This is a genomic window from Pseudomonas saponiphila (genome assembly GCF_900105185.1).
Taxonomy (GTDB): domain Bacteria; phylum Pseudomonadota; class Gammaproteobacteria; order Pseudomonadales; family Pseudomonadaceae; genus Aquipseudomonas; species Aquipseudomonas saponiphila.
On the sequence record NZ_FNTJ01000002.1, the window covers coordinates 2217038 to 2241724 of the forward strand.

A 24687-nucleotide genomic window follows, 5' to 3' on the forward strand; every position below is an offset into this window, starting at 1 on the left:
GCATGAAATTTGTTGCTGTGTTCTTTTGAGCACTTTAGTGGTCAAAAGATTGGCGGCACTATGAAGGGAGACACACATGGCAAGTCCAATTCTACCGGGTACTGGTTTGGGTTCTGGTCTCGATACGGGTGCTATCGTCAAGGCGCTCGTGGCGGCTGACAAAGCGGCCAAGCAGGGTCAGATCGATCGTGCGACCAGCACTAATAGCGCCAGTATTTCTGGTATCGGGACCTTGCAGTCGTTGCTGTCGTCCTTTCAGAGCACTCTGGGGGTTGCTGGGCTCGGAAGCTCGGTCAATCCTGCCTTTACCGGCTTTGCGGCAACTTCCAGCGACAGCAAGTTCGTCGATGCCACTGCGGGTAACGATGCAGTAGCAGGTAAGTACAGAGTTGAGGTGAAGAACCTTGCAACCTCGTCGAAAGTGGCAAGTGCGGCTTTCTCCGGGGGCACTTCCAGTGCTATTCCGAGTGGTACCCTGACCATCACTCAAAATGGCATTAATTATCCGTTAACTATCGGTGCGAACGCGACCTTGCAGTCCGTGCGTGATGCGATCAACTCTGACTCCAAGATGTCGACTTCCGGGTTGAGTGCAAACATCGTGACCGACTCCTTTGGTTCGCGGCTGGTGGTGGGCTCCGATAAGAGCGGGGCGGGCTCTGATATTTCCGTCAGCGGCATTGCTGGTCTGGAAATCGACGGCAGTAAGGTGATGCCTGATGGCTCTACTACCAATCCCGTCAGCGCAACCTCTTCAGGCTCCATTGGCGGTTTGGCCAAGGACGCTTCGTTCAGTGTCGATGGCATGCAGCTGACCAGTAAAAGCAACACGGTCACGCAGGCTATTTCCGGCCTCAAGCTCAATCTGGTGGCAGTGACCACCGCGCCTATCACTGTGACTGTTGCTACCAACACCGAGGGTCTCAAGACTTCCATTCAGAAGTTTGTCGACGCCTACAACGCGGTGGCCAATGGCATCAGTACGCTGACCAAGCCTTCTCTGGACGACAATGGCAAGCCGACGGTGCCCGCTCAGTTGACGGGCGACCCATTGCCGCGTTCGATTCTGGCAGCCATTCGTGAGCCTCTGTCACAAGTCGGGGCGGGCGACAAGCTCACTGTTCTGGCGCAGTTGGGGATTACCACCAACCAGAAAACCGGTGCGCTCGACTTTGACGACAAGAAATTCACCTCGGCCATGAACGACAAGAAGCTCGGTGGTGAGGTGCAGAAGCTGTTTTCGGGTGATGGTACCAAGCCAGGGCTGCTGGATCGGATGAGCGATGCCATCAAGCCTTTCACTCAAGGTGTCGGCACGACCGAAGGGATTCTGACGACTCGAACCAAGAACCTGGACCTGACCAAGAAGAAGCTCAGTGATCAGCAGGACGCTCTTGACCGTCGAGTGGCGACGCTGACCGCAGTACTGACCAAGAAGTACAACGACATGGATACCCTGGTGGGCAAGTTGAAGGCCACTGCCAGTAACATCACCTCGATGTTCGACGCGTTGAACGCACAGAAAAAAGGCTAATATCCGGCCTGTGCCAAAAGCCCGGCAGCGTTTTTTAAGCGCTCCGGGCTTTTGCATTTGACCTAAAGTTTTTTGACGTTACGTCGATACATTGCATATACGAACCCTTGAGTTTTGAAGAGGTATCACATGAATCCGATGTTAGCCCTTCGGCAGTATCAGAAAGTCGGCGCGCAGGCGCAGACCTCCGAGGCCAGTCCACATCGTCTGGTGCAGATGTTGATGGAAGGTGGCCTGGATCGTATCGCGCAGGCCAAGGGTGCGATGGAGCGCAAGGATATTGCCAACAAGGGCGTGTTCATCAGCAAAGCCATCGGCATTATCGGCGGCTTGCGCGAAGGCCTGGATCTGGAAAACTCCATGGACACTCTGGCTGACCTGGACAGTCTTTATGCGTACATGATGACGCGTCTGGCTGAAGCCAATATCAAGACTGATCCGAAGATCCTTGATGAGGTTGCCGGTCTGCTGCGTACGGTCAAGGATGGCTGGGATGCCATCGCTGCACCGGGTCCGCAGTTCTGAGGAGGAACACCATGAGCGCTGTCCTGCAACGTATCGAAGAAACTCGCGAGGCTTTGGTTGACGCCCTTGCTGAGCGCAATTGGCAAGCCATTGGTGAGTTGGATCTGGCTTGTCGTTCGTGCATGGAGGACGTGCTCAGCGAGGCTCAGGTCGATGAGGTCGCTTTGCGTGACAATTTGGAGGAGTTGTTGGGGGTTTACCGACAGCTGCTTGAGGTGGCAACCGGCGAGCGTCAGGCGATAGTCGACGAGATGTCGCAGATCACCCAAGCACAAAACGCGGCAAAGGTTTACCATTTGTTCGGTTAATGTTGAGTTAGTCCGAACGTTGCGCGCCATAAATTTGACTGTGCACGCATTTTTGACTTAACTAGTGGCTGTTTTCAGATTTCAGGCGTCTACAAGGCAGAAAATGCCTACAAGCGCGTCTAGCTTGCCCCCCTTATTCTGGGCATTGAGTTGACTAGGGAAGTTGCTATTGCATGTGGCGTGAAACCAAAATTCTGCTGATCGATGACGATAGCGTACGCCGCCGCGACTTGGCGGTGATTTTAAATTTTCTCGGTGAAGAAAATTTACCCTGCGGTAGCCATGACTGGCAGCAGGCTGTCGGCTCTTTGTCGTCAAGTCGTGAAGTGATTTGCGTCCTCATCGGGACCGTAAATGCTCCTGGTGCGCTTCTGGGCCTGTTAAAGACACTCTCGACCTGGGATGAGTTCCTTCCGGTTTTGTTAATGGGCGAAAATTCTTCCATCGACTTGCCAGAAGACCAGCGTCGTCGAGTGCTTTCCACTCTGGAAATGCCCCCCAGCTACAGCAAGTTGCTTGATTCCTTGCACCGTGCCCAGGTCTATCGTGAGATGTACGATCAGGCCCGCGAGCGCGGCCGTCACCGCGAGCCCAACCTGTTTCGCAGCCTGGTAGGCACCAGTCGCGCTATCCAGCATGTGCGGCAGATGATGCAGCAGGTCGCGGATACCGACGCCAGTGTGTTGATCCTCGGAGAGTCGGGAACCGGCAAGGAAGTGGTGGCGCGCAATCTGCACTATCACTCCAAGCGCCGTGATGCGCCTTTCGTTCCGGTCAATTGCGGAGCTATCCCGGCCGAGTTGCTGGAAAGCGAGTTGTTTGGTCACGAGAAGGGGGCGTTCACAGGAGCCATTACCAGCCGTGCCGGTCGCTTCGAACTGGCCAATGGCGGCACTCTGTTCCTGGATGAAATTGGCGATATGCCGTTGCCGATGCAGGTCAAGCTGCTACGGGTGCTGCAGGAGCGGACCTTCGAGCGTGTGGGGAGCAACAAGACCCAGGGTGTCGATGTGCGAATCATAGCCGCCACCCACAAAAACCTGGAAAGCATGATCGAGGTCGGAACCTTCCGTGAGGATCTGTACTACCGCCTCAATGTGTTTCCCATCGAGATGGCGCCGCTGCGTGAGCGAGTGGAAGATATTCCGCTGCTGATGAATGAATTGATTTCGCGCATGGAGCATGAGAAGCGCGGTTCGATTCGTTTCAACTCCGCCGCCATCATGTCGCTGTGCAGGCATGGCTGGCCGGGCAACGTCCGGGAGCTGGCCAACCTGGTGGAGCGCATGGCGATCATGCATCCATACGGGGTGATTGGTGTGGTCGAGCTGCCCAAGAAATTCCGCTACGTCGATGATGAAGACGAGCAATTGGTGGATAGCTTGCGTAGCGACCTGGAAGAGCGAGTGGCGATCAATGGTCATGCGCCGGACTTCACCGCCACTGCCATGCTGCCGCCGGAAGGCCTGGATCTGAAGGATTACCTCGGTAGTCTGGAACAGGGGTTGATCCAGCAAGCCCTGGACGATGCCAATGGCATCGTGGCGCGTGCCGCCGAGCGCTTGCGCATCCGTCGTACCACCCTGGTGGAGAAGATGCGCAAGTACGGCATGAGCCGTCGTGAAGGTGATGAACAGGCGGATGATTGACGCCTGTTTTTCAAGTCGTTGAAAACTGGGTGGTTTTTTTTAGGCACGGGTATTGCTAAGTCTCTTGCAACGTTCCGTTTAACTGACGGTCAGCCAAGCGAGAGAGCACGATGCCCCAAGCCGCCCAGATGTCTCCTGTCCCCGATGCACCGGGGACATCGTCGTCCGTAGAGCAGGCGAGTCGGCTGGGTCTTGAGCAGGCCTTCGCCTTGTTCAACCAGATGTCGAGCCAACTTACTGACTCCTACAGCATGCTCGAGGCCAGGGTGACCGAGCTCAAGGGCGAGCTGGCCGTGGTCAGCGCCCAGCGCATGCAGGAACTGGCGGAAAAAGAGCGTCTGGCCAACCGTCTGCAGAATCTTCTCGATCTGTTGCCGGGTGGCGTCATCGTTATCGATGGCCAGGGGATCGTCAGCGAGGCCAACCCGGCGGCCTGTGATCTTTTGGGCTTGCCCCTGGAAGGCGAGCTTTGGCGCAACATCATCGCCCGCAGCTTTGCACCCCGCGAGGACGATGGTCATGAAATTTCTCTGCGCGACGGTCGGCGCCTGTCGATTGCTACCCGTTCGCTGGATGCCGAGCCGGGGCAACTGGTGTTGCTCAACGACTTGACTGAAACCCGTCATCTGCAGGATCAACTGGCTCGTCACGAGCGCCTGTCCTCCCTGGGCAAGATGGTCGCCTCCCTGGCGCATCAGATTCGCACCCCTCTTTCGGCGGCCTTGCTGTATGCCAGCCACCTCACCGAGCAGGAGCTGCCACTGGCCACCCATCAGCGTTTCGCCGGGCGGCTCAAGGAGCGCTTGCATGAGCTGGAGCATCAGGTGCGCGACATGCTGGTATTCGCCCGTGGCGAATTGCCCCTGACCGATCGACTGTCCCCCAAATCGCTGCTGCAGTCGTTGCAGGCAGCCGCCCTGACGCATGTCCAGGACGTTGCCGTGCGCTGGCAGTGCGACAGTCATCAAGGGGAGTTGCTGTGCAATCGCGACACCCTGGTTGGTGCCTTGCTCAATCTGATCGAAAACGCCGTGCAGGCCAGTGCGGGTGCGGCGCGACTCAAAGTGCACCTGTATACCCGGGGTGACACCCTCAGGTTGTGCATCAGTGACAGTGGCAGCGGAATTGACGCTGCGGTTCTGGAGCGCTTGGGCGAGCCGTTTTTCACCACCAAGGCCAATGGCACCGGGCTTGGTCTGACCGTGGTCAAGGCGGTGGCCCGTGCTCATCAGGGAGAATTGTCCCTGCGTTCGCGTCCTGGGCGCGGTACTTGTGCGCTGGTGACGCTGCCGCTGTTCTCCAGTGCTCATGGAGTGGAGTGAAATCAATGGCAATCAAGGTTCTACTGGTCGAAGACGATCGTGCTTTGCGCGAAGCCCTGGCGGATACCCTGCTGCTGGCCGGTCATGACTACCAGGCGGTTGGCAGTGCGGAAGAGGCGCTGGAAGCGGTAGCCGTCGAGTCCTTCAGTCTGGTGGTCAGTGATGTGAACATGCCGGGTATGGACGGCCACCAGTTGCTGGGGCTGCTGCGTGCCCGTCAGCCGCAACTGCCGGTGTTGCTGATGACCGCTCACGGCGCCGTCGAGCGTGCCGTGGAGGCCATGCGCCAGGGAGCTGCCGATTATCTGGTCAAGCCCTTCGAGCCCAAGGCGTTGCTGGAGCTGGTGGCTCGTCATGCCTTGGGTTGCCTGGGAGCAAGTGACGGTGAGGGGCCGGTGGCTTTCGAGCCGGCCAGTGCCCAGTTGCTGGAGTTGGCCGCGCGCGTGGCTCGCAGTGATTCCACGGTGCTGATCTCCGGCGAGTCGGGCACCGGCAAGGAAGTGCTGGCGCGCTATATCCATCAGCATTCCCATCGGGCCAGCCAGCCTTTCATTGCCATTAACTGCGCAGCGATTCCCGACAACATGCTTGAAGCCACCTTGTTCGGGCATGAGAAAGGATCCTTTACCGGTGCCATTGCGGCCCAGCCTGGCAAGTTCGAGCAGGCCGATGGCGGCACCATCCTTTTGGATGAAATCTCCGAAATGCCCCTGGGGCTGCAGGCCAAGTTGCTGCGGGTCTTGCAGGAGCGCGAGGTGGAGCGGGTTGGCGCCCGCAAGCCGATCACCCTGGATATCCGAGTAGTGGCCACCACCAACCGCGATCTGGCGGGGGAGGTGGCGGCCGGGCGCTTCCGTGAAGACCTATACTATCGCCTGTCGGTATTTCCCCTGGCGTGGCGCCCGCTGCGCGAGCGGACCGCCGATATCCTGCCGCTGGCCGAGCGATTGTTGGCCAAGCACGTCAATAAAATGAAGCATGCGGCTGCCAGACTCTCTGCCGAGGCTCAGGCCTGCCTGCTGGCTTATCCCTGGCCGGGCAACGTTCGCGAGCTGGACAATGCCATGCAGCGAGCCCTGATCCTGCAGCAAGGGGGGCTGATCCAGCCGGAGGACTTCTGTCTGGCCGGGCCGGTCGCCTGCGCGCCACTGCCGGCTTTGTCGGTGGCCGGTCAGTCGGCGCCGCGCGGCGTGGTCAACGCCGTTGAGGGGGCGCCTCAGGAGTCGGGCGGCCTGGGCGACGATCTGCGGCGCCGGGAATTCCAGATGATCATCGATACCTTGCGTTCCGAGCGCGGGCGTCGCAAGGAAGCGGCGGAGCGATTGGGGATCAGTCCGCGCACCCTGCGTTACAAGTTGGCGCAGATGCGTGACGCCGGAATGGATGTCGATGCCTATCTGTTTGCTACTTGATTGTTCATCGGCAAAGCCTCGGACGGGCTTTTGTCGCGCAAGGCCATGGAGCTGGCACCCTTGTTGCTAAGACCTCACTAACCGCACAGTGAGTGTCAAAAAATTGCGGGTCGTCAGAGAGAGTAGACCATGAGCCAAGGTGTTGAATTTAATCGGTTGATGCTGGATATGCGGGCCATGCAGATGGACGCGATGTCGCAGCCTAAATCCGCCGCAGTGGCAGAAGTCGGCGGCAGTAGCTTCGCGGACATGCTTGGTCAGGCCGTGAACAAGGTCAATGACACTCAGCAGGCTTCCAATCAGCTGGCCAGCGCTTTTGAAATTGGCAAAAGCGGTGTCGACCTGACTGACGTGATGATTTCCTCGCAGAAGGCCAGTGTGTCTTTTCAAGCTTTGACCCAGGTGCGCAACAAGCTGGTTCAAGCGTATCAAGACATCATGCAGATGCCGGTTTAAGGACGAGATTGAGTCATGGCAGAAGCAGTCGCCGATAACGTACCGGCCAAGGCCACCCCGATAGACGGTAAACCGCCGCTGTTCGGTCTGTCCTTCCTGGAAAACCTGTCCCAGATGACCATGCTGCGTCAGGTTGGCCTGTTGGTAGGCCTGGCCGCCAGCGTGGCGATCGGTTTTGCCGTGGTGCTGTGGTCGCAGCAGCCCGATTACCGGCCGCTGTACGGCAGCCTGGCCGGTATGGATGCCAAGCAAGTCATGGATACCCTGGCTTCTGCCGACATCCCTTACACCGTCGAGCCCAATTCCGGTGCCTTGCTGGTCAAGGCCGATGATCTGTCCCGAGCTCGCATGAAGCTGGCTGCCGCTGGCGTGGCGCCGGGAGACGGTAACGTCGGCTTCGAGATCCTCGATAAGGACCAGGGCCTGGGTACCAGCCAGTTCATGGAGGCGACTCGCTATCGTCGCGGCTTGGAAGGCGAACTGGCCCGGACCATCTCCAGCCTGAACAACGTCAAGGGCGCCCGCGTGCACCTGGCGATTCCGAAAAGCTCGGTGTTCGTGCGCGACGAGCGCAAGCCCAGCGCATCGGTGTTGGTGGAGCTGTACTCCGGTCGCTCTCTGGAGCCAGGTCAGGTCATGGCCATCATCAACCTGGTGGCCACCAGCGTCCCCGAGCTGAGCAAGTCCCAGGTCACTGTGGTCGACCAGAAGGGCAACCTGCTCTCCGATCAGGCGGAAAACTCCGCATTGACCATGGCCGGCAAGCAGTTCGATTACAGCCGTCGCCTGGAAAGCATGCTGACCCAGCGGGTGCACAACATTCTGCAGCCGGTGCTGGGCAACGATCGCTACAAGGCTGAAGTCTCGGCGGATGTCGACTTCAGTGCGGTGGAGTCCACTTCCGAGCAGTTCAACCCCGATCAGCCGGCGCTGCGCAGCGAGCAGTCGGTCAACGAGCAGCGCTCCAGCAGCAATGGTCCGCAAGGCGTACCGGGCGCTCTGAGCAACCAGCCGCCATCATCGGCGTCGGCGCCGCAAACCACCGGGGGCGCGACTGCCTCCGCGGGCATGGTGCAACCGGGCCAGCCGCTGCTGGATGCCAATGGTCAACAGGTCATGGATCCGGCCACCGGTCAGCCGATGCTGGCACCGTACCCGGCGGACAAGCGTCAACAATCCACCAAGAACTTCGAGCTCGATCGCTCCATCAGCCACACCAAGCAGCAGCAGGGACGGGTCAATCGCCTGTCGGTAGCGGTGGTGGTGGACGATCAGGTCAAGGTCAACCCGGCCAATGGCGAAACCACTCGTGCTCCCTGGAGCGCCGACGAATTGGCGCGGTTCACCCGATTGGTGCAGGACGCGGTAGGTTTCGATGCCAGCCGTGGCGACAGCGTCAGTGTGATCAACGTGCCGTTCTCCGCCGAGCGTGGAGAGGTGGTCGCCGATATTCCGTTCTATTCGCAGCCCTGGTTCTGGGACATCGTCAAGCAGGTCCTGGGCGTGCTGTTCATCCTGGTGCTGGTGTTCGGCGTGCTGCGCCCGGTGCTCAACAACATCACTGGCGGCGGCAAGAACAAGCAATTGGCAGGTCTTGGCAGTGATGTCGAGCTGGGCGGCATGGGCGGCCTGGATGGCGAGCTGGCCAATGATCGCGTCAGCCTCGGTGGTCCGCAAAGCATCCTGCTGCCGAGCCCGAGCGAGGGCTATGACGCTCAGTTGAACGCAATCAAGAGTCTGGTGGCTGAAGACCCGGGTCGTGTGGCTCAGGTCGTGAAAGAGTGGATTAACGCAGATGAGTGATAACCGAGCCGCTACCGCCAAACTGACCCGGGTCGACAAAGCCGCGATTCTGCTGCTGTCCCTGGGTTCCACCGATGCCGCGCAAGTGCTGCGCCACATGGGACCCAAAGAGGTCCAGCGTGTGGGTGTGGCCATGGCGCAGATGGGCAACGTGCACCGCGAGCAGGTCGAGCAGGTGATGAGCGAGTTCGTCGACATCGTCGGCGATCAGACCAGCCTGGGCGTGGGCTCCGATGACTACGTGCGCAAAATGCTCACCCAGGCCCTGGGCGAAGACAAGGCCAACGGCCTGATCGACCGCATCCTGCTGGGTGGCAACACCAGCGGCCTGGACAGCCTGAAGTGGATGGAGCCCCGGGCCGTTGCGGACGTGATTCGTTACGAGCACCCGCAGATCCAGGCCATCGTCGTCGCCTATCTGGATCCGGATCAGGCTGGTGAAGTGCTGGGCAACTTCGACCACAAGGCGCGTCTGGATATCATCTTGCGGGTTTCCTCGCTCAATACCGTGCAGCCGGCGGCGCTCAAAGAACTGAACCAGATCCTTGAGAAGCAGTTCTCCGGCAACTCCAACGCTTCCCGTACTACCTTGGGTGGTATCAAGCGTGCGGCCGACATCATGAACTTCCTCGACAGCTCGATCGAAGGCCAGTTGATGGATTCGATCCGCGAAGTCGACGAAGACCTGTCTGGTCAGATCGAAGACCTGATGTTCGTGTTCAACAACCTGGCCGATGTCGACGATCGCGGCATTCAGGCGCTGTTGCGCGAAGTGTCTTCCGACGTGCTGGTACTGGCCCTCAAGGGCTCGGACGAAGGGGTCAAGGAGAAGATCTTCAAGAACATGTCCAAGCGTGCGGCGGAGCTGCTGCGCGACGATCTGGAAGCCAAGGGGCCGGTTCGCGTCAGCGACGTGGAAACGGCGCAGAAGGAAATCCTCACCATTGCCCGCCGTATGGCCGAAGCCGGAGAGATCGTTCTCGGCGGGAAGGGCGGCGAAGAAATGATCTAAGGTCGCTTTATGTCGTCCAGCAGTGATGAGTCCCACAGCGAACTGATTCGTGCCCGGGACGTCGAGGGTTTTGACGTCTGGGCGCTGCCCAGTTTCGATCCCGAGCCGCCCGAGCCCGAGCCCGAGCCTGAAGAGATTCTGGAAGAGATCGAGGAAGTGCCGCTGGAGGAAGTCCAGCCGCTGACCCTTGAAGAGCTCGAGAGCATTCGTCAGGAAGCCTACAACGAAGGTTTCGCCACCGGCGAGAAAGAAGGCTTTCACAGCACGACGCTCAAGGTCCGGCAGGAAGCCGAAGTTGCTCTGGCTGCCAAGTTGCAGGCCCTCGAGCAGCTGATGGTCAACCTGTTCGAGCCTATTGCCGAGCAAGACACGCAGATCGAGAAAACCCTGGTGGAACTGGTCAAGCACGTCACCCGTGAGGTGATCCAGCGTGAATTGGCGATGGATTCCAGCCAGATCGAGCACGTCATGCGCGAAGCCCTCAAGCTGCTGCCCCTGGGTGTCGGCAATGTGCGTCTCTACGTCAATCCGCAGGACTTCGAGCAGGTCAAGAGCCTGCGCGAGCGGCACGAGGAGAGCTGGCGCATCGTCGAGGATGAGGCACTGCTGCCTGGCGGCTGCCGGGCCGAAACCGAGCACAGTCGCATCGATGCCAGCGTCGAAACTCGTATCACCCAGGCCATGGATCAGTTGTTCGATCAGATGCACGAGCAATCGCTGCACCCGGCGGCCGCGGACCTGAGCCTGGATCTTGGTCCACGGACGCCGTCGTTGTCGGACATCGATGCCGAGCAATCTTTGCTCACCGAGCACCCCGAGCCTGCGGAAACTGCTGATGCGCCTTGAACGCACCAGTTTCGGCAAGCGCCTGGGGGGCTACGCCGAGGCCGTCAAGCTGCCAGGGCAGCCCATCCTGGAAGGGCGTCTGCTGCGTATGGTCGGCCTGACCCTGGAAGCGGAAGGATTACGCGCCGCCATGGGCACTCGTTGCCTGGTGATCAACGATGACAGCTATCATCCGGTCCAGGTCGAGGCCGAAGTCATGGGGTTCTCCGGGGGCAAGGTGTTCCTGATGCCGGTGGGCAGCGTCGCCGGGATTGCGCCGGGTGCCCGCGTGGTGCCGCAGGCCGACACCGGGCGCCTGCCCATGGGCATGAGCATGCTCGGGCGCGTGCTGGATGGCGCCGGTCGGGCGCTGGACGGCAAGGGCTCCATGCGCGCCGAAGACTGGGTGCCGATGGATGGTCCGACCATCAACCCCCTCAAGCGCGATCCCATCAGTCAGCCGCTGGATGTGGGGATTCGCAGCATCAACGGTTTATTGACAGTGGGTCGAGGCCAGCGTCTTGGCCTGTTCGCCGGTACCGGTGTGGGCAAGAGTGTGCTGCTGGGCATGATGACCCGCTTCACCGAGGCCGACATCATCGTGGTTGGGCTGATCGGTGAGCGGGGGCGTGAGGTCAAGGAGTTCATCGAGCACATCCTGGGCGAAGAAGGCCTCAAGCGTTCGGTGGTGGTGGCTTCGCCGGCGGACGACGCGCCGCTGATGCGGCTGCGGGCGGCAATGTACTGCACGCGGATCGCCGAATATTTTCGCGACAAGGGCAAGAATGTCCTGTTGCTGATGGATTCCCTGACTCGTTTCGCCCAGGCCCAGCGGGAAATCGCCCTGGCCATTGGTGAGCCGCCCGCCACCAAGGGTTATCCGCCTTCGGTGTTCGCCAAGCTGCCCAAGCTGGTGGAGCGGGCCGGTAACGCCGAGGCCGGCGGTGGTTCGATCACGGCCTTCTACACCGTGCTGTCCGAGGGTGATGACCAGCAGGACCCTATCGCCGACTCGGCCCGAGGCGTGCTCGACGGGCATATCGTGCTGTCCCGGCGCCTGGCGGAGGAGGGGCATTATCCCGCCATCGACATCGAAGCCTCCATCAGCCGGGTCATGCCGGCGGTGATCAGCCCCGACAACATGGCGCGGGCCCAGTACTTCAAACAGCTGTGGTCGCGTTATCAGCAGGCGCGGGATCTGATCAGCGTCGGCGCTTATGTGGCAGGCGGTGATCGCGATACCGACACGGCGATTTCCTTGCAGCCGGCCATGGTTGCCTACCTGCGCCAGGGGTTGAACGACAACGTCAGCCTGGGCCACAGCCAAACCCATCTGGAGATGCTGTTCGCTCCGGCGACGGGCGGTTAACCGGCCATGGCCGATAGCCGTGCGGCGCGTCTGGCGCCGGTGGTGGACATGGCTGAAAGCGCCGAGCGTACCGCTGCCCAGCGCCTGGAATACTTCCATGGGCAGGTGCGCGTGGCCGAGAGCAAGCTGGGGGACCTGGAGCGCTTTCGCGGCGATTACCAGGAGCAGTGGGTCGAGCGTGGCAAGCTGGGCGTCAGCGGTCACTGGCTGATGAACTACCAGTACTTTCTCAGTCAGTTGGACACCGCGGTGGCCCAGCAGCGGCAAAGCCTGGCCTGGCATCAGAACAACCTCGATCGCGCGCGGGAGGCCTGGCAGCAGGCTTATGCCCGGGTGGAAGGGTTGCGCAAGCTGGTGCAGCGCTATATCGACGAGGCTCGGGCGCTTGAGGACAAGCGCGAACAGAAGCTGCTGGATGAACTTTCCCAGCGTCTGCCCCGTCAGAATCCCTACTGATAGCGCTCATTTTTCGTCTGCAGGTTGTTCGTCTGCCCGGTGGGTGCTAAACCTTCTAAACGTCGTCAATGACAAGGAAGCAGTCACATGTCGGTCGTTACAGAAATATCCCCGGACGGTCAGAAACTCACGATCTCCATCCGTGGGCGCTTCGATTTCGGGCGTCATCAGGAGTTTCGCGAATCTTACGAGCGGCTCAATCGGACGCCGGAGTCCATCGTGGTGGACCTCAAGGAGGCTACCTACCTCGACAGCTCTGCCCTGGGCATGCTGCTACTGCTGCGTGACCATGCCGGCGGCGACAATGCCGATGTCCGGGTGATCAACAGCAACTCGGATGTGCGCAAGATTCTCGCCATCTCCAATTTCGACAAGCTTTTCGACATCAGTTGAGCGGGCTGCGCTCGATGGCCGAGCCCCTGTGCGTGCTGATTGCCGAAGATGGCGCGGCGGACCGTCTGCTGCTGTCCAGCATTATCCGGCGCCAGGGGCATCAGGTGCTGGCGGCCAGCAATGGTGCCGAGGCCCTGGCGCTGTTCGAGCAGCGGCGACCACAGATCGTGCTGATGGATGCGCTGATGCCGGTGATGGACGGTTTCGAGGCGGCGCGGCGGATCAAGGCCCTGGCGGGCGAGACTCTGGTGCCGATCATCTTTCTGACCTCCCTGAGCGAGAGCGAGGCGCTTGCCCGTTGCCTGGAGGCTGGTGGCGACGACTTTCTGGCCAAGCCTTACAACCCGGTGATCCTTGGCGCCAAGATCAATGCCATGGACCGATTGCGTCGCCTGCAGGAAACCGTGCTGGCGCAGCGCGATCAGATTACCCGTCACCACGATTACCTGCTCAACGAGCAGCGAGTGGCCAAGGCGGTGTTCGACAAGGTGGCCCATTCCGGCTGCCTGGATGCGCCAAACATCCGCTACCTGCAATCGCCTTATGCGCTGTTCAATGGCGATCTGTTGCTGGCGGCCTATACCCCGGCGGGGGACATGCATGTGCTGTTGGGGGATTTCACCGGGCACGGTTTGCCCGCGGCCGTGGGGGCGATGCCTCTGGCCGAGGTGTTCTATGGCATGACCGCCAAGGGCTACGGTTTGCCGGAAACCCTGCGGGAGATGAACGCCAAGCTCAAGCGCATCCTGCCGGTGGACATGTTCTGTTGCGCGACCCTGTTGTGCCTGAGTTACCAGCGACGGTCAGTGGAGGTGTGGAACGGCGGCATGCCCGAGGGCTATCTGTATCGCCATGCCAGTGACGCGCGCACGCCCCTGGTGGCGCAGCATCTGCCCCTTGGAATATTGAGTGCCGAGGCGTTCGAGGATCGTACCGAGGTGTTCTCCATGGTGCCCGGGGACCGGGTGTTCCTGTTGTCCGACGGGGTGATCGACACCTGCAATGCCGAGGATGAGCTGTTTGGCGTGGATCGACTGCATCGGGTGTTTGCCGCCAACCGCCAGCCGGAGCGACTGTTCGAGGAGGTCCAGCAGGCCCTGGAGAGCTTTGGCGGCAATGCCCGGGACGATGTGAGCATGGTCGAGGTCGGGTTGCCGGAGTTCCCCAGGTTGACGCCGCCGGCTCCGGTGTACTCCGACAGCGGCCAGTCCTGTCCACTGGACTGGTCGTTGAGTTTCGAGTTTCGCGCCGCCACCCTCAAACGCTTCAATCCGCTGCCATACCTGTTGCAGCTGCTGCTTGAAGTACACGGTCTGCGCTCTCAGAGCGGGGCTCTTTACAGTGTTCTGGCCGAGCTCTATTCCAATGCTCTGGAGCATGGAGTGCTCAAGCTCGATTCCCGGCTCAAGCGCGATGCCGAGGGTTTTACCCGCTACTACCGTGAGCGCGCGACGAGGCTGGAGCAATTGCAGGAAGGTTTTGTCCGGGTGCACCTGCAGGTACAGCCGCAGGGGGCGGGAGGGCGGCTGGTGGTGCGGGTAGAGGACAGCGGCGAGGGCTTTGATGTGGCGGCCGTTCTGGCTCGTCCCAACGATGCCGGACGGCTTTCGGGGCGCGGCGTCAGCCTGATCCGACAGATGAGCCGCGAGGCTCTGTGGTCGGACGATGGGCGCAGTGTCTGCGTGGAGTTTTCCTGGGACGCTCTGGCATAATCCCGAGGGTTCTTGATCAAGGAGTGAACAAGTGGCTGAGATACATCTGGACCACACGGTACTCAATGCATTGCAGGAAGTCATGGAGGATGAATACCCCATCCTGCTGGATACTTTCGTCTGCGATTCAGAGGAGCGAGTGCGGCTGCTGCAGCAGTCCGAGGACGCGCTGCAACTGGTGGCCACCGCTCACAGCCTCAAGGGCAGCAGCAGCAACATGGGGGCCATCCGCCTGGCGGAACTCTGCCATGAGCTGGAGTTGCGGGCCGGGCAGTCCGCCACTGATGGCATAGCCCGCCTGGTCGGAGAGATTGATGGCGAGTTCGCCATTGTCCGGCGCTTGTGCCAGCAGGAACTGCAGCGTTTTCACTGTTGAGCAATATTTTTTCAGTCGGTTGAGGAAACTGGCTCGACCCTTGCACTCAAGTCTCGTGACTGTACCTACGATCCCCGTGCAGCGGAGACTGTCCCATGGCTGTTACCCCTAATACGCTTCTTCAGGCCACCGCTCAGGCCAGCGCTAAGTCCAAGACTCAAGCGACTCCTGCCAGCCCCCTGGCAAGCGTTGCCGAGCCTGGTGACAAGGCGTCCAGCTTCGCCCAGCTCTATGCCAAGGAGGCCCAGAGCAAGCCGCTGAGCAAGTCGCCGAGCTTTGCCGACAACTCGCCCAAGCCGGTGCGAGACAAGGGCACCGACAATAGTCCAAAGAATGATATCGCCAGCAATCAGTCTGCCGCGTCGCAGCCCGTGGTTGCCGATAGCGGCAAATCCTTGCCTGCCGACAAGTCGACGAACAGCGACAGCAAAACTGCCAGCACTGCCAGTGACGACAGCAAGCCGGCCGACAGCAAGTCGACTGACAGCCAGCCGGTCGATAACACCCAGGCCGATGCCCCGGTAAATCCGGCGCCGCTGGATCCTGGTCTGTTGCCAGCGATCCAGCCGCAACCTCAGGTCGCCGAAGTGCCGCCGCCGGTAGCGCCGCAACCCCAGGTTGAAGTGCCCGTGGTAGTGCCGGCGGTGGTGGCCGCGGCAGTGCCAGCGGTGGCTCCTCCGGCCGAGCCGCCCAAGGCTGTGTTCGATCCTGAGGCCGATCCTCTGGATTCCATGCCGGCAGTGCGTCTGGCCATGGAGCAGGGTGGTCACGTCTCGGCTTCCAGCCAGGCTCAGCCCAAGGCCGCACCCGCAAGCGCCAATACCGAGGGCCAGTTGGCGTCGGTGCAGAACTTTGCCAACGCCATGGTCGGCATGCTGGAGCAGCAGGCCGGCAAAGGCGGTACTGAACAAGGCGGCGAAAAGGCCTTCACCGGTCTGATTGCCGATGGCCTGAAAGACCTCAAGGGGGCATCCAGCGATACCCGGGTGGATGATTTCGCCAATCGCCTGGCGGCGCTGACTCAGGCGGCAACGCCCAAGACCGCCAACGCGGTGCCGGTCAACCAGCCCCTGGCCATGCACCAGAGCGGCTGGACCGATGAGGTGGTCAACCGGGTGATGTACCTGTCCAGTGCCAACCTCAAGTCGGCGGACATCCAGTTGCAGCCTGCGGAGCTGGGGCGCCTGGATATTCGCGTGCACATGATCCCGGACCAGCAGACCCAGGTGACCTTCATGAGTGCTCATGCCGGCGTCCGCGAAGCCCTGGAAGGGCAGATGCACCGCATGCGCGACATGTTCAACCAGCAAGGGCTGGGGCAGGTGGATGTCAACGTATCCGATCAGTCCCGCGGCTGGCAGGGGCAGGAGCAGGCCCAGCAGGAGCAGGCTCGTCGCAGTGGCTCCAGCACCAGTGGCACGCGCCTGGACGGTGGCGACGAAGAGTTGCCCCATGGCGTGGCTGAAGTGACCGCGCCCGTGCAGACGGTCATCGGTACCAGCGCGGTCGACTATTACGCTTGATTGAGTGACAAAGGGGCCATGGCGATCCGCTCGCCATGGCCCTTGCTTCTTCCTCCCCGCAGCTCATCCCCGCATTCCAGACAAATCTGGCATAACACTTGCTCTTGCCTTGCCGTGCGACTGTGAACCCCCGAATAGTGACGGATTATTGGCATGGCGAAGAGCGAAGCAGCAGAGAAACCCACCGCAGGGAAAAGCAAACTCAAGCTTATCCTCTTGATTGTCCTGGCGTTGTTGCTGGCCATCGGCCTGTCGGTCGGCGCCACCTGGTACTTCATGCACAGCTCCCAGAGCAAGCCCGCCCCGGTTGCGGAAACCACCAGCAACGTCAAGCAGGCGGCGATCTTTGAGCCCATGGCTCCGGCCTTTGTCGTCAACTACACGCAGAACGGCCGGCAGCGCTACATGCAGGTGAGCATTACCCTGCTGGCACGTAACCAGGCCGATCTGGATGCCCTGAAAGTGCACATGCCGGTGATCCGCAACAACCTGGTGATGCTCTTCTCCGGACAGAGTTTCGACACCCTGGCGACTCCGGTCGGTCAGGAAATGCTCCGCCAGAAGGCTACGGCCAGCGTCCAGGAAGTGGCGCAGAAAGAGGTGGGCAAAGTGGTGGTCGAGCAGTTGCTCTTTACTAACTTCGTACTGCAGTAGGAACACGACATGGCCGTGCAGGACCTGCTGTCCCAGGATGAGATCGATGCGCTGCTCCATGGCGTCGACGACGGTCTGGTACAGACCGAACACGCTGCCGAACCCGGCAGTGTCAAAAGCTACGACCTGACCAGCCAGGATCGCATCGTCCGCGGACGCATGCCGACCCTGGAAATGATCAACGAGCGTTTCGCCCGCTACACCCGGATCAGCATGTTCAACATGCTGCGTCGTTCCGCCGATGTGGCGGTAGGTGGCGTGCAGGTCATGAAGTTCGGTGAGTACGTGCACTCGCTGTACGTGCCCACCAGCCTCAATCTGGTGAAGATCAAGCCGCTGCGTGGCACGGCGTTGTTCATTCTCGACGCCAAGCTGGTGTTCAAGCTGGTGGACAACTTCTTCGGTGGCGACGGCCGCCACGCCAAGATCGAAGGGCGTGAATTCACCCCGACCGAGCTGCGGGTGGTGCGCATGGTGCTGGAGCAGGCCTTCGTCGATCTGAAGGAAGCCTGGCAGGCGATCATGCCGGTCAACTTCGAGTACATAAACTCCGAAGTGAACCCGGCCATGGCCAACATCGTCGGTCCCAGCGAAGCCATCGTGGTGTCGACCTTCCATATCGAACTCGATGGCGGCGGCGGCGACCTGCACGTGACCATGCCGTACTCGATGATCGAGCCGATCCGGGAAATGCTCGATGCCGGCTTCCAGTCCGACCTGGACGACCAGGACGAGCGCTGGAGCAAGGCCCTGCGCGAGGACGTGCTGGATGTGGCCGTGCCGCTGAGCGCCACCGTGGCTCGTCGCCAGTTGCGTCTGCGGGACATCCTGCACATGCAGCCGGGCGATGTGATTCCGGTGGAGCTGCCGGAAGACATGATCATGCGTGCCAACGGCGTACCGTCGTTCAAGGTCAAGCTGGGTTCCCACAAGGGCAACCTGGCGCTGCAAGTGATCGAGCCGATCGAGCGCCGTTGAGCGGCGCTCCAACCTGTTTGCTGTTCAATGAATTTTTGCCCGTCGAGGACCCATGATGGCTGACGAAATTAACTCCCAGGACGACCAGGCACTGGCCGACGAATGGGCTGCTGCGCTGGAAGAAACCGGTGATGCCGGTCAGGCGGATATCGATGCTCTGCTGGCCGCGGATGCGGGGACTGCGTCAAGTTCCGGGCGTATGCAGATGGAAGAGTTCGGCAGCGTGCCCAAGAGTCACGAGCCGGTCAGTCTGGACGGCCCCAACCTGGATGTGATTCTCGACATTCCGGTGTCGATCTCCATGGAAGTGGGCAGCACCGATATCAACATCCGCAACCTGCTGCAGCTCAACCAGGGTTCGGTGATCGAGCTTGACCGCCTGGCCGGCGAGCCGCTGGACGTGCTGGTCAACGGCACCCTGATCGCTCACGGCGAGGTGGTGGTGGTCAACGAAAAGTTCGGCATCCGCCTGACCGACGTGATCAGCCCCAGCGAACGCATCAAGAAGCTGCGCTAAGTGAACAGGCTGCTTGGCGTTGTGCTCGGTTTGCCTCTGAGCGCCCTGGCTGCGGAGCCGGTGGCGAGTGCCGCGGCTGCGGCGCCCGCGGCAGGCAGCGTCAGTGGCCAGTTGACCCAGTTGGTGCTGGGCCTGTTGCTGGTGATCGGTTTGATCTTCTTTCTCGCCTGGCTGTTGCGCCGGGTGCAGCAGGCCGGCCCTGCGGGCAAGGGCCAGGTGATCGAGCTGATCGGTTCTCGCGCCCTGGGGCCGCGGGATCGCCTGGTGCTGGTGCAGGTGGGCAACGAGCAGATCCTGCTGGGCCTGACCCCGGGCACCATTACTCCGCTGCATGTACTCAAAGAGCCGGTGCAGGTGCCCAGTGCCGAGCAGGCGACGCCCGAGTTCGCCCAGCGCCTGATGGAGCTGTTGGGCAAGGATCAGAAGGATAAGAAGTAATGCCGTTGCGCATCATCTTGACGTTGGCACTGATGTTGGCGGCGCCACTGGCGCTGGCTGCCGACCCGTTGTCGATCCCGGCGATCACCCTGGGCACCAATGCCAGCGGTCAGCAGGAATACTCGGTCAGCCTGCAGATCCTGCTGATCATGACCGCGCTGAGCTTCATCCCGGCGTTCGTCATGCTGATGACCAGCTTCACCCGGATCATCATCGTCTTCTCGATCCTGCGTCAGGCCCTGGGCCTGCAGCAGACCCCGTCGAACCAGATCCTCACCGGCATGGCGCTGTTTCTCACCATGTTCATCATGGCGCCGGTATTCGATCGGGTGAACCAGGACGCCTTGCAGCCCTACCTGGCGGAAAAACTCAGCGCCCAGGATGCGGTGGCCAAGGCGCAGGTGCCGATCAAGGACTTCATGCTGGCGCAGACCCGCAGCAGTGATCTGGAGCTATTCATGCGCCTGTCCAAGCGTACTGATATCGCCAGTCCCGACCAGGCGCCGTTGACCATCCTGGTGCCGGCCTTCGTCACCTCCGAGCTCAAGACCGCGTTCCAGATCGGCTTCATGATCTTCATTCCGTTCCTGATCATCGACCTGGTGGTGGCCAGTGTGCTGATGGCGATGGGCATGATGATGCTCTCGCCGCTGATCATTTCCCTGCCGTTCAAGATCATGCTGTTCGTCCTGGTGGACGGCTGGGCGTTGATCATCGGCACCTTGGCGGGCAGTTTCGGCGGTGTCTAAAACCTTGTTAGCAGGTGCTTGACAATGACTCCAGAAGTCGCGGTAGATCTGTTTCGCGAAGCGCTCTGGCTGACCACCATGATGGTGGCGGTGCTGGTGGTGCCCAGCCTGCTGGTGGGCTTGATGGTGGCCATGTTCCAGGCGGCCACCCAGATCAACGAGCAGACCCTGAGCTTTCTGCCGCGCCTGCTGGTGATGCTGGTGACCCTGATCGTCGCCGGCCCCTGGCTGGTGCAAACCTTCATGGAATACATCCGTCAGTTGTACGGCAGTATTCCTCAGCTGATCGGCTGAGCCGATGTCCCTGCTGGCGTTGACCGACACCCAGATCAGTACCTGGGTAGCGAGCTTCATGCTGCCGCTGTTCCGGGTCACTGCGCTGCTGATGGTGATGCCGATCTTCGGTACCACCCTGGTGCCGCGTCGCGTGCGTCTGTACTTCGCCCTGGCGATTACCGTGGTCATTGCCCCGGGCCTGCCGCCCATGCCCGAGGTGCATGCCCTGGACCTGAGCGGCCTGCTGCTGGTTGCCGAGCAGATCCTGATCGGCGCGGTGCTGGGTTTCTCGCTGCAGTTGTTCTTCCATTCCTTCGTGGTGGCCGGGCAGATCGTGGCGATCCAGATGGGCATGGGCTTCGCCTCCATGGTCGACCCCACCAACGGCGTGTCGGTGGCGGTGATCGGGCAGTTCTTCACCATGCTGGTGAGCCTGCTGTTTCTGGCCATGAACGGCCATCTGGTGGTGTTCGAGGTGCTGACCGAGAGCTTTACCACGCTGCCTGTCGGTGGCGGCCTGATGGTCAATCATTACTGGGAGCTGGCGGGCAAGCTCGGCTGGGTGCTGGGGGCGGCGTTGTTGTTGGTATTGCCAGCGATCACGGCCCTGCTGGTGGTCAACATCGCCTTTGGCGTGATGACCCGGGCGGCGCCGCAGTTGAACATCTTCTCCATCGGCTTCCCGCTGACCCTGGTGCTGGGCATGGGCATTGTCTGGATCAGCCTGGCCGACATTCTCAATCAGTATCAGCCGCTGGCCTCCGAGGCCCTGCAGTTTTTACGCGAACTGGCAAAGGCGCGCTGAGCCATGGCCGAGAGCGAAAGCGGTCAGGACAAGACAGAAGACCCCACGGAGAAGCGCAAGAAGGACTCCCGGGAAAAGGGCGAGATCGCCCGTTCCAAGGAGCTCAACACCCTGGCGATCATGCTGGCGGGGGCGGGCGGTCTGCTGGTGTACGGCGGTGGTCTGGCTCAGGACCTGCTGGAAATCATGCGTTTGAATTTCTCCTTGCCCCGGGAGGTGCTGCTCAGCCCCGGGAGCATGGGGCTGTACCTGCTGCACTCGGGCAAGATTGCCATCCTGGCGGTGCAGCCGGTGCTGCTGACCTTGCTGCTGGCGGCCATTATCGGCCCGATTTCCCTGGGGGGCTGGCTGTTCGCCGGCAAGAGCCTGGCGCCCAAGTTCAGTCGGATGAACCCGGCCAATGGCCTGAAACGGATGTTTTCTCCTACGGCGCTGATTGAGCTGCTCAAGGCCCTGGCCAAGTTCGGTCTGGTGCTGTTCGTGGCGCTTTCGGTGTTGTCATCGGACATTGACGACCTGCTGCGGATCGCTCACGAACCCCTTGAGCTGGCGATTATCCACAGTGTCCAGGTGGTGGGCTGGAGCACCTTGTGGATGGCGTGTGGGCTGATCCTGATCGCCGCGGTGGATGTGCCGGTGCAGATCTATCAGGCCCACAAGAAGCTGTTGATGACCAAGCAGGAAGTGCGTGACGAGCACAAGGACCAGGAGGGGCGGCCGGAGGTCAAGCAGCGGATTCGCCAGACTCAGCGCGAGATGTCCCAGCGGCGGATGATGGCGGCGATTCCCGAAGCCGACGTGGTCATCACCAACCCGACCCACTACGCCGTGGCGCTCAAGTACGACGCCGAGAAGGGCGGGGCGCCGGTGCTGCTGGCCAAGGGCAGCGATTTCCTGGCCTTGAAGATCCGCGAGATTGCCGTGGCCCACGAAGTGATGCTGCTGGAGTCCCCGGCCCTGGCGCGTTCGATCTACTACTCCACCGAGCTTGAGGAGGAGATTCCGGCGGGGCTGTATCTGGCGGTGGCTCAGGTCCTGGCCTACGTCTACCAGATCCGCCAGCATCGCGCGGGCAAGGGCAAGCGCCCCGATCCGCTCAAAGACCTGCCGATTCCGCCGGACTTGCGGCGTGACACGGCCGGCAAACAGTCCCCCGGCGGCCCCGTCGAGCCTCTCTAGGTCAGGCATCCGGGCGCAGGCTTGCCGGCGAACAGGCCCAGCTTTAGTCAGAAAAATGGCTAATTGCCATTATCTGACCCTGTAACCCTGGTGCCTGTAGCCGAGCTGGCGTCATCCCTCTTGCCGATCAGGGCGGCCTCGCGTTCCTGTCCTTCGATGTCCGGGCTGCTTGAGGTTCGGGGCGCGATTGCACTGCTGCGGCAAAGTTGGAAGGCTTCTTGCAGTACCAGCCCCGTGCCGCTTCAGGCGTCAAAAGTTTGCTTTACGGAACGGGGTAAATCGGTGGATCGCTCTCAGTTAATCAGCACGGCTCGCAGTAACCTGGCTGACCTCGGTCGAGGCAACCTGGGTGTACCGGTGCTGCTGTTGGTCATGCTGGCCATGATGATGCTGCCGGTGCCGGCGTTCCTGCTGGACGTGTTCTTCACCTTCAACATTGCCCTGTCGATCGTGGTCCTGCTGGTCTGCGTGTATGCCCTGCGGCCGCTGGATTTCGCCGTGTTCCCCACCATCCTGCTGGTGGCCACACTGTTGCGACTGGCGCTCAACGTGGCCTCGACCCGGGTGGTGATGCTCCACGGCCAGGAGGGCCATGCCGCCGCCGGCAAGGTGATCCAGGCCTTCGGTGAGGTGGTGATCGGCGGTAACTACGTGGTCGGTATCGTGGTTTTCGCGATCCTCATGATCATCAACTTCGTGGTCGTGACCAAGGGTGCCGGGCGGATCTCTGAGGTGAGCGCACGCTTCACCCTGGATGCCATGCCTGGTAAGCAGATGGCCATCGACGCCGACCTCAACGCCGGCCTGATCGACCAGAACCAGGCCAAGCTGCGCCGTCTGGAAGTGGCCCAGGAGGCCGAGTTCTACGGCTCCATGGACGGTGCCAGCAAGTTTGTCCGCGGTGACGCCATCGCCGGTCTGCTGATCCTCTTCATCAACCTGATCGGCGGTATGGCGGTCGGTATCTTCCAGCACAACATGAGCTTTGCCGATGCCGGCAAGGTCTATGCCTTGCTGACCATCGGTGACGGTTTGGTGGCGCAGTTGCCATCGCTGTTGCTGTCCACCGCGGCGGCCATCATGGTCACCCGGGCTTCGGGTTCCGAAGAGATGGGCAAGCAGATCAATCGGCAGATGTTCGCTTCGCCCAAGGCGCTGGCGGTGGCTGCGGGCCTGATGGCGGTGATGGGGCTGGTGCCGGGCATGCCACACTTCTCCTTCCTGAGCCTGGCGGCCGTGGCCGGTGGCGCGGCGTACCTGGTCTGGAGAAAGCAGAATCAGGTCAAGGTCAAGGCGCAGGAAGAGATCCAGCGTCAGCAGGACCTGCTGCCGTCTCCGGCCCGGGCCATGGAAACCAAGGAGCTGGGCTGGGACGACGTCACTCCGATCGACATGATCGGCCTGGAAGTGGGTTATCGCTTGATTCCCCTGGTGGATCGCAACCAGGGTGGACAGCTGTTGGCGCGGATCAAGGGGGTGCGCAAGAAGCTGTCCCAGGACCTGGGCTTCCTCATGCCTACCGTGCATATCCGCGACAACCTCGATCTGGCCCCTAGTGCCTATCGCCTGACGCTGATGGGGGTAATCCTGGCCGAGGCCGAGATCTACCCGGATCGCGAGCTGGCGATCAACCCGGGGCAGGTCTACGGCACCCTCAATGGCATTTCGGCCCGGGACCCGGCGTTCGGCCTGGAGGCGGTGTGGATCGAGATCAGTCAGCGGCCCCAGGCGCAGTCCCTGGGCTATACCGTGGTCGACGCCAGTACCGTGGTCGCCACTCACTTGAACCAGATTCTGTACAAGCACTCCAGTGAACTGATCGGCCACGAAGAGGTCCAGCAATTGCTCCAGGTGCTGGCCAAGGGCTCGCCAAAGCTGGCGGAGGAGCTGGTGCCGGGGGTGCTGTCGTTGTCGCAGTTGCTCAAGGTGCTGCAGGCGCTGCTGGCCGAACAGGTGCCGGTGCGGGACATTCGCAGCATTGCCGAGGCCATCGCCAACAATGCCGCCAAGAGTCAAGATACTGCCGCTTTGGTCGCGGCGGTTCGTGTCGGACTGTCCCGCGCAATCGTCCAAAGCATTGTAGGCACTGAGTCTGAGCTGCCTGTGATCACCTTGGAGCCAAGGTTGGAACAAATTTTGCTCAGCAGTTTGCAGAAGGCAGGACAAGGCCAGGAAGAAGGCGTTCTGCTGGAGCCAAGCATGGCTGAGAAGCTGCAACGTTCGCTGATCGAGGCGGCGCAGCGTCAAGAGATGCAAGGTCAACCGGTGATTCTGTTGGTAGCGGGTCCGGTCCGCGCCATGCTTTCGCGGTTCGGGCGTCTCGCCGTTCCAGGTTTGCATGTGCTGGCGTACCAGGAAATTCCCGACAACAAGCAAGTGACCATCGTTGCGACAGTAGGGCCCAACGGCTGAGGTA

At 61.1% G+C, this 24687-nt stretch carries 25 protein-coding genes; all 25 read left to right on the forward strand.

From position 1 onward, the window contains the following. Window positions 1-76: 76 nt before the first annotated feature. The gene (fliD, locus tag BLV47_RS32080) at window positions 77-1534 is read left to right on the forward strand and encodes a flagellar filament capping protein FliD (protein WP_092320520.1); all 1458 of its coding nucleotides are present in this window, start codon (window positions 77-79) and stop codon (window positions 1532-1534) included. A gap of 129 nt (window positions 1535-1663) precedes the next feature. Beyond that, window positions 1664-2059: a flagellar export chaperone FliS gene (gene fliS, locus BLV47_RS32085; RefSeq protein ID WP_092320521.1), complete on the forward strand. Its 396-nt coding sequence runs from the start codon at window positions 1664-1666 to the stop codon at window positions 2057-2059. A gap of 11 nt (window positions 2060-2070) precedes the next feature. Then, a complete protein-coding gene (gene fliT, locus BLV47_RS32090) occupies window positions 2071-2367 on the forward strand; it encodes a flagellar protein FliT (protein WP_016963150.1) in 297 nt (98 codons plus the stop codon). Between the two features lie 173 nt (window positions 2368-2540). Further along, window positions 2541-4016, forward strand: coding sequence for a sigma-54 dependent transcriptional regulator (locus BLV47_RS32095; protein WP_092320522.1), 1476 nt, complete (start codon window positions 2541-2543; stop codon window positions 4014-4016). Window positions 4017-4144: 128 nt separating this feature from the next. Beyond that, window positions 4145-5338 carry a sensor histidine kinase gene (locus tag BLV47_RS32100; protein WP_167365735.1) on the forward strand — a complete coding sequence of 398 codons (1194 nt, stop codon included), beginning with the start codon at window positions 4145-4147 and terminating at the stop codon, window positions 5336-5338. Window positions 5339-5343: 5 nt separating this feature from the next. Next, window positions 5344-6750 carry a sigma-54-dependent transcriptional regulator gene (locus BLV47_RS32105; RefSeq protein ID WP_092320524.1) on the forward strand — a complete coding sequence of 469 codons (1407 nt, stop codon included), beginning with the start codon at window positions 5344-5346 and terminating at the stop codon, window positions 6748-6750. 129 nt (window positions 6751-6879) lie between these two features. Then, on the forward strand, window positions 6880-7206 hold the full coding sequence (gene fliE, locus BLV47_RS32110) for a flagellar hook-basal body complex protein FliE (protein WP_016963157.1): 327 nt from the start codon (window positions 6880-6882) through the stop codon (window positions 7204-7206). A gap of 15 nt (window positions 7207-7221) precedes the next feature. Continuing rightward, window positions 7222-9009, forward strand: a complete 1788-nt coding sequence (gene fliF, locus BLV47_RS32115; RefSeq protein ID WP_092320525.1) for a flagellar basal-body MS-ring/collar protein FliF — start codon at window positions 7222-7224, stop codon at window positions 9007-9009. After that, entirely contained in the window at window positions 9002-10021 is a 1020-nt protein-coding gene (fliG, locus tag BLV47_RS32120) for a flagellar motor switch protein FliG (RefSeq protein ID WP_011059975.1), read from the forward strand. The genes fliF and fliG overlap by 8 nt, the downstream gene beginning before the upstream one ends. 9 nt (window positions 10022-10030) lie before the next feature. Beyond that, complete coding sequence (gene fliH, locus BLV47_RS32125) at window positions 10031-10867, forward strand: flagellar assembly protein FliH (protein WP_244168986.1); 837 nt, start codon at window positions 10031-10033, stop codon at window positions 10865-10867. Further along, a complete protein-coding gene (gene fliI / locus BLV47_RS32130) occupies window positions 10857-12215 on the forward strand; it encodes a flagellar protein export ATPase FliI (protein WP_092320526.1) in 1359 nt (452 codons plus the stop codon). Before fliH ends, fliI begins: the two co-directional genes overlap by 11 nt. 6 nt (window positions 12216-12221) lie before the next feature. Continuing rightward, window positions 12222-12671 carry a flagellar export protein FliJ gene (fliJ, locus tag BLV47_RS32135; RefSeq protein ID WP_016963162.1) on the forward strand — a complete coding sequence of 150 codons (450 nt, stop codon included), beginning with the start codon at window positions 12222-12224 and terminating at the stop codon, window positions 12669-12671. 87 nt (window positions 12672-12758) lie between these two features. Continuing rightward, a complete protein-coding gene (locus tag BLV47_RS32140; protein WP_011059979.1) occupies window positions 12759-13064 on the forward strand; it encodes an STAS domain-containing protein in 306 nt (101 codons plus the stop codon). Between the two features lie 14 nt (window positions 13065-13078). Further along, on the forward strand, window positions 13079-14776 hold the full coding sequence (locus BLV47_RS32145) for an ATP-binding SpoIIE family protein phosphatase (protein ID WP_208605323.1): 1698 nt from the start codon (window positions 13079-13081) through the stop codon (window positions 14774-14776). 31 nt (window positions 14777-14807) lie between these two features. After that, window positions 14808-15152: an Hpt domain-containing protein gene (locus BLV47_RS32150; RefSeq protein WP_092320527.1), complete on the forward strand. Its 345-nt coding sequence runs from the start codon at window positions 14808-14810 to the stop codon at window positions 15150-15152. Between the two features lie 95 nt (window positions 15153-15247). After that, window positions 15248-16675: a flagellar hook-length control protein FliK gene (locus tag BLV47_RS32155; RefSeq protein WP_092320528.1), complete on the forward strand. Its 1428-nt coding sequence runs from the start codon at window positions 15248-15250 to the stop codon at window positions 16673-16675. Between the two features lie 153 nt (window positions 16676-16828). Continuing rightward, window positions 16829-17329 carry a flagellar basal body-associated protein FliL gene (fliL, locus tag BLV47_RS32160; protein ID WP_092320529.1) on the forward strand — a complete coding sequence of 167 codons (501 nt, stop codon included), beginning with the start codon at window positions 16829-16831 and terminating at the stop codon, window positions 17327-17329. A gap of 9 nt (window positions 17330-17338) precedes the next feature. Continuing rightward, window positions 17339-18307, forward strand: a complete 969-nt coding sequence (gene fliM, locus BLV47_RS32165; protein WP_011059984.1) for a flagellar motor switch protein FliM — start codon at window positions 17339-17341, stop codon at window positions 18305-18307. A 55-nt stretch (window positions 18308-18362) separates the two neighbouring features. Beyond that, window positions 18363-18824: a flagellar motor switch protein FliN gene (gene fliN, locus BLV47_RS32170; RefSeq protein WP_092320608.1), complete on the forward strand. Its 462-nt coding sequence runs from the start codon at window positions 18363-18365 to the stop codon at window positions 18822-18824. Next, entirely contained in the window at window positions 18825-19262 is a 438-nt protein-coding gene (fliO, locus tag BLV47_RS32175; RefSeq protein WP_092320530.1) for a flagellar biosynthetic protein FliO, read from the forward strand. Next, on the forward strand, window positions 19262-20011 hold the full coding sequence (fliP, locus tag BLV47_RS32180; RefSeq protein WP_092320531.1) for a flagellar type III secretion system pore protein FliP: 750 nt from the start codon (window positions 19262-19264) through the stop codon (window positions 20009-20011). Before fliO ends, fliP begins: the two co-directional genes overlap by 1 nt. A gap of 24 nt (window positions 20012-20035) precedes the next feature. Then, window positions 20036-20305, forward strand: a complete 270-nt coding sequence (gene fliQ / locus BLV47_RS32185; protein ID WP_011059988.1) for a flagellar biosynthesis protein FliQ — start codon at window positions 20036-20038, stop codon at window positions 20303-20305. Window positions 20306-20309: 4 nt separating this feature from the next. Next, window positions 20310-21092, forward strand: a complete 783-nt coding sequence (gene fliR / locus BLV47_RS32190; RefSeq protein WP_092320532.1) for a flagellar biosynthetic protein FliR — start codon at window positions 20310-20312, stop codon at window positions 21090-21092. 3 nt (window positions 21093-21095) lie between these two features. Further along, window positions 21096-22271 carry a flagellar biosynthesis protein FlhB gene (gene flhB, locus BLV47_RS32195; RefSeq protein ID WP_092320533.1) on the forward strand — a complete coding sequence of 392 codons (1176 nt, stop codon included), beginning with the start codon at window positions 21096-21098 and terminating at the stop codon, window positions 22269-22271. 282 nt (window positions 22272-22553) lie between these two features. Further along, the gene (gene flhA, locus BLV47_RS32200; RefSeq protein WP_092320534.1) at window positions 22554-24683 is read left to right on the forward strand and encodes a flagellar biosynthesis protein FlhA; all 2130 of its coding nucleotides are present in this window, start codon (window positions 22554-22556) and stop codon (window positions 24681-24683) included. Window positions 24684-24687: the final 4 nt, after the last annotated feature.

What these genes read in the sequence shown, in the direction of transcription:
- BLV47_RS32145 (WP_208605323.1), top strand. Translation starts at nt 13,079, where the DNA reads ATGGCCGAGCCCCTGTGCGTGCTGATTGCCGAAGATGGCGCGGCGGAC.
- fliL (WP_092320529.1), top strand. Translation starts at nt 16,829, where the DNA reads ATGGCGAAGAGCGAAGCAGCAGAGAAACCCACCGCAGGGAAAAGCAAA.
- fliE (WP_016963157.1), top strand. Translation starts at nt 6,880, where the DNA reads ATGAGCCAAGGTGTTGAATTTAATCGGTTGATGCTGGATATGCGGGCC.
- fliF (WP_092320525.1), top strand. Translation starts at nt 7,222, where the DNA reads ATGGCAGAAGCAGTCGCCGATAACGTACCGGCCAAGGCCACCCCGATA.
- BLV47_RS32140 (WP_011059979.1), top strand. Translation starts at nt 12,759, where the DNA reads ATGTCGGTCGTTACAGAAATATCCCCGGACGGTCAGAAACTCACGATC.
- BLV47_RS32155 (WP_092320528.1), top strand. Translation starts at nt 15,248, where the DNA reads ATGGCTGTTACCCCTAATACGCTTCTTCAGGCCACCGCTCAGGCCAGC.
- fliM (WP_011059984.1), top strand. Translation starts at nt 17,339, where the DNA reads ATGGCCGTGCAGGACCTGCTGTCCCAGGATGAGATCGATGCGCTGCTC.
- fliG (WP_011059975.1), top strand. Translation starts at nt 9,002, where the DNA reads ATGAGTGATAACCGAGCCGCTACCGCCAAACTGACCCGGGTCGACAAA.
- fliJ (WP_016963162.1), top strand. Translation starts at nt 12,222, where the DNA reads ATGGCCGATAGCCGTGCGGCGCGTCTGGCGCCGGTGGTGGACATGGCT.
- fliQ (WP_011059988.1), top strand. Translation starts at nt 20,036, where the DNA reads ATGACTCCAGAAGTCGCGGTAGATCTGTTTCGCGAAGCGCTCTGGCTG.
- fliS (WP_092320521.1), top strand. Translation starts at nt 1,664, where the DNA reads ATGAATCCGATGTTAGCCCTTCGGCAGTATCAGAAAGTCGGCGCGCAG.
- fliI (WP_092320526.1), top strand. Translation starts at nt 10,857, where the DNA reads ATGCGCCTTGAACGCACCAGTTTCGGCAAGCGCCTGGGGGGCTACGCC.
- fliH (WP_244168986.1), top strand. Translation starts at nt 10,031, where the DNA reads ATGTCGTCCAGCAGTGATGAGTCCCACAGCGAACTGATTCGTGCCCGG.
- BLV47_RS32105 (WP_092320524.1), top strand. Translation starts at nt 5,344, where the DNA reads ATGGCAATCAAGGTTCTACTGGTCGAAGACGATCGTGCTTTGCGCGAA.
- flhB (WP_092320533.1), top strand. Translation starts at nt 21,096, where the DNA reads ATGGCCGAGAGCGAAAGCGGTCAGGACAAGACAGAAGACCCCACGGAG.
- fliP (WP_092320531.1), top strand. Translation starts at nt 19,262, where the DNA reads ATGCCGTTGCGCATCATCTTGACGTTGGCACTGATGTTGGCGGCGCCA.
- BLV47_RS32095 (WP_092320522.1), top strand. Translation starts at nt 2,541, where the DNA reads ATGTGGCGTGAAACCAAAATTCTGCTGATCGATGACGATAGCGTACGC.
- fliT (WP_016963150.1), top strand. Translation starts at nt 2,071, where the DNA reads ATGAGCGCTGTCCTGCAACGTATCGAAGAAACTCGCGAGGCTTTGGTT.
- BLV47_RS32100 (WP_167365735.1), top strand. Translation starts at nt 4,145, where the DNA reads ATGTCTCCTGTCCCCGATGCACCGGGGACATCGTCGTCCGTAGAGCAG.
- fliR (WP_092320532.1), top strand. Translation starts at nt 20,310, where the DNA reads ATGTCCCTGCTGGCGTTGACCGACACCCAGATCAGTACCTGGGTAGCG.
- fliN (WP_092320608.1), top strand. Translation starts at nt 18,363, where the DNA reads ATGGCTGACGAAATTAACTCCCAGGACGACCAGGCACTGGCCGACGAA.
- fliD (WP_092320520.1), top strand. Translation starts at nt 77, where the DNA reads ATGGCAAGTCCAATTCTACCGGGTACTGGTTTGGGTTCTGGTCTCGAT.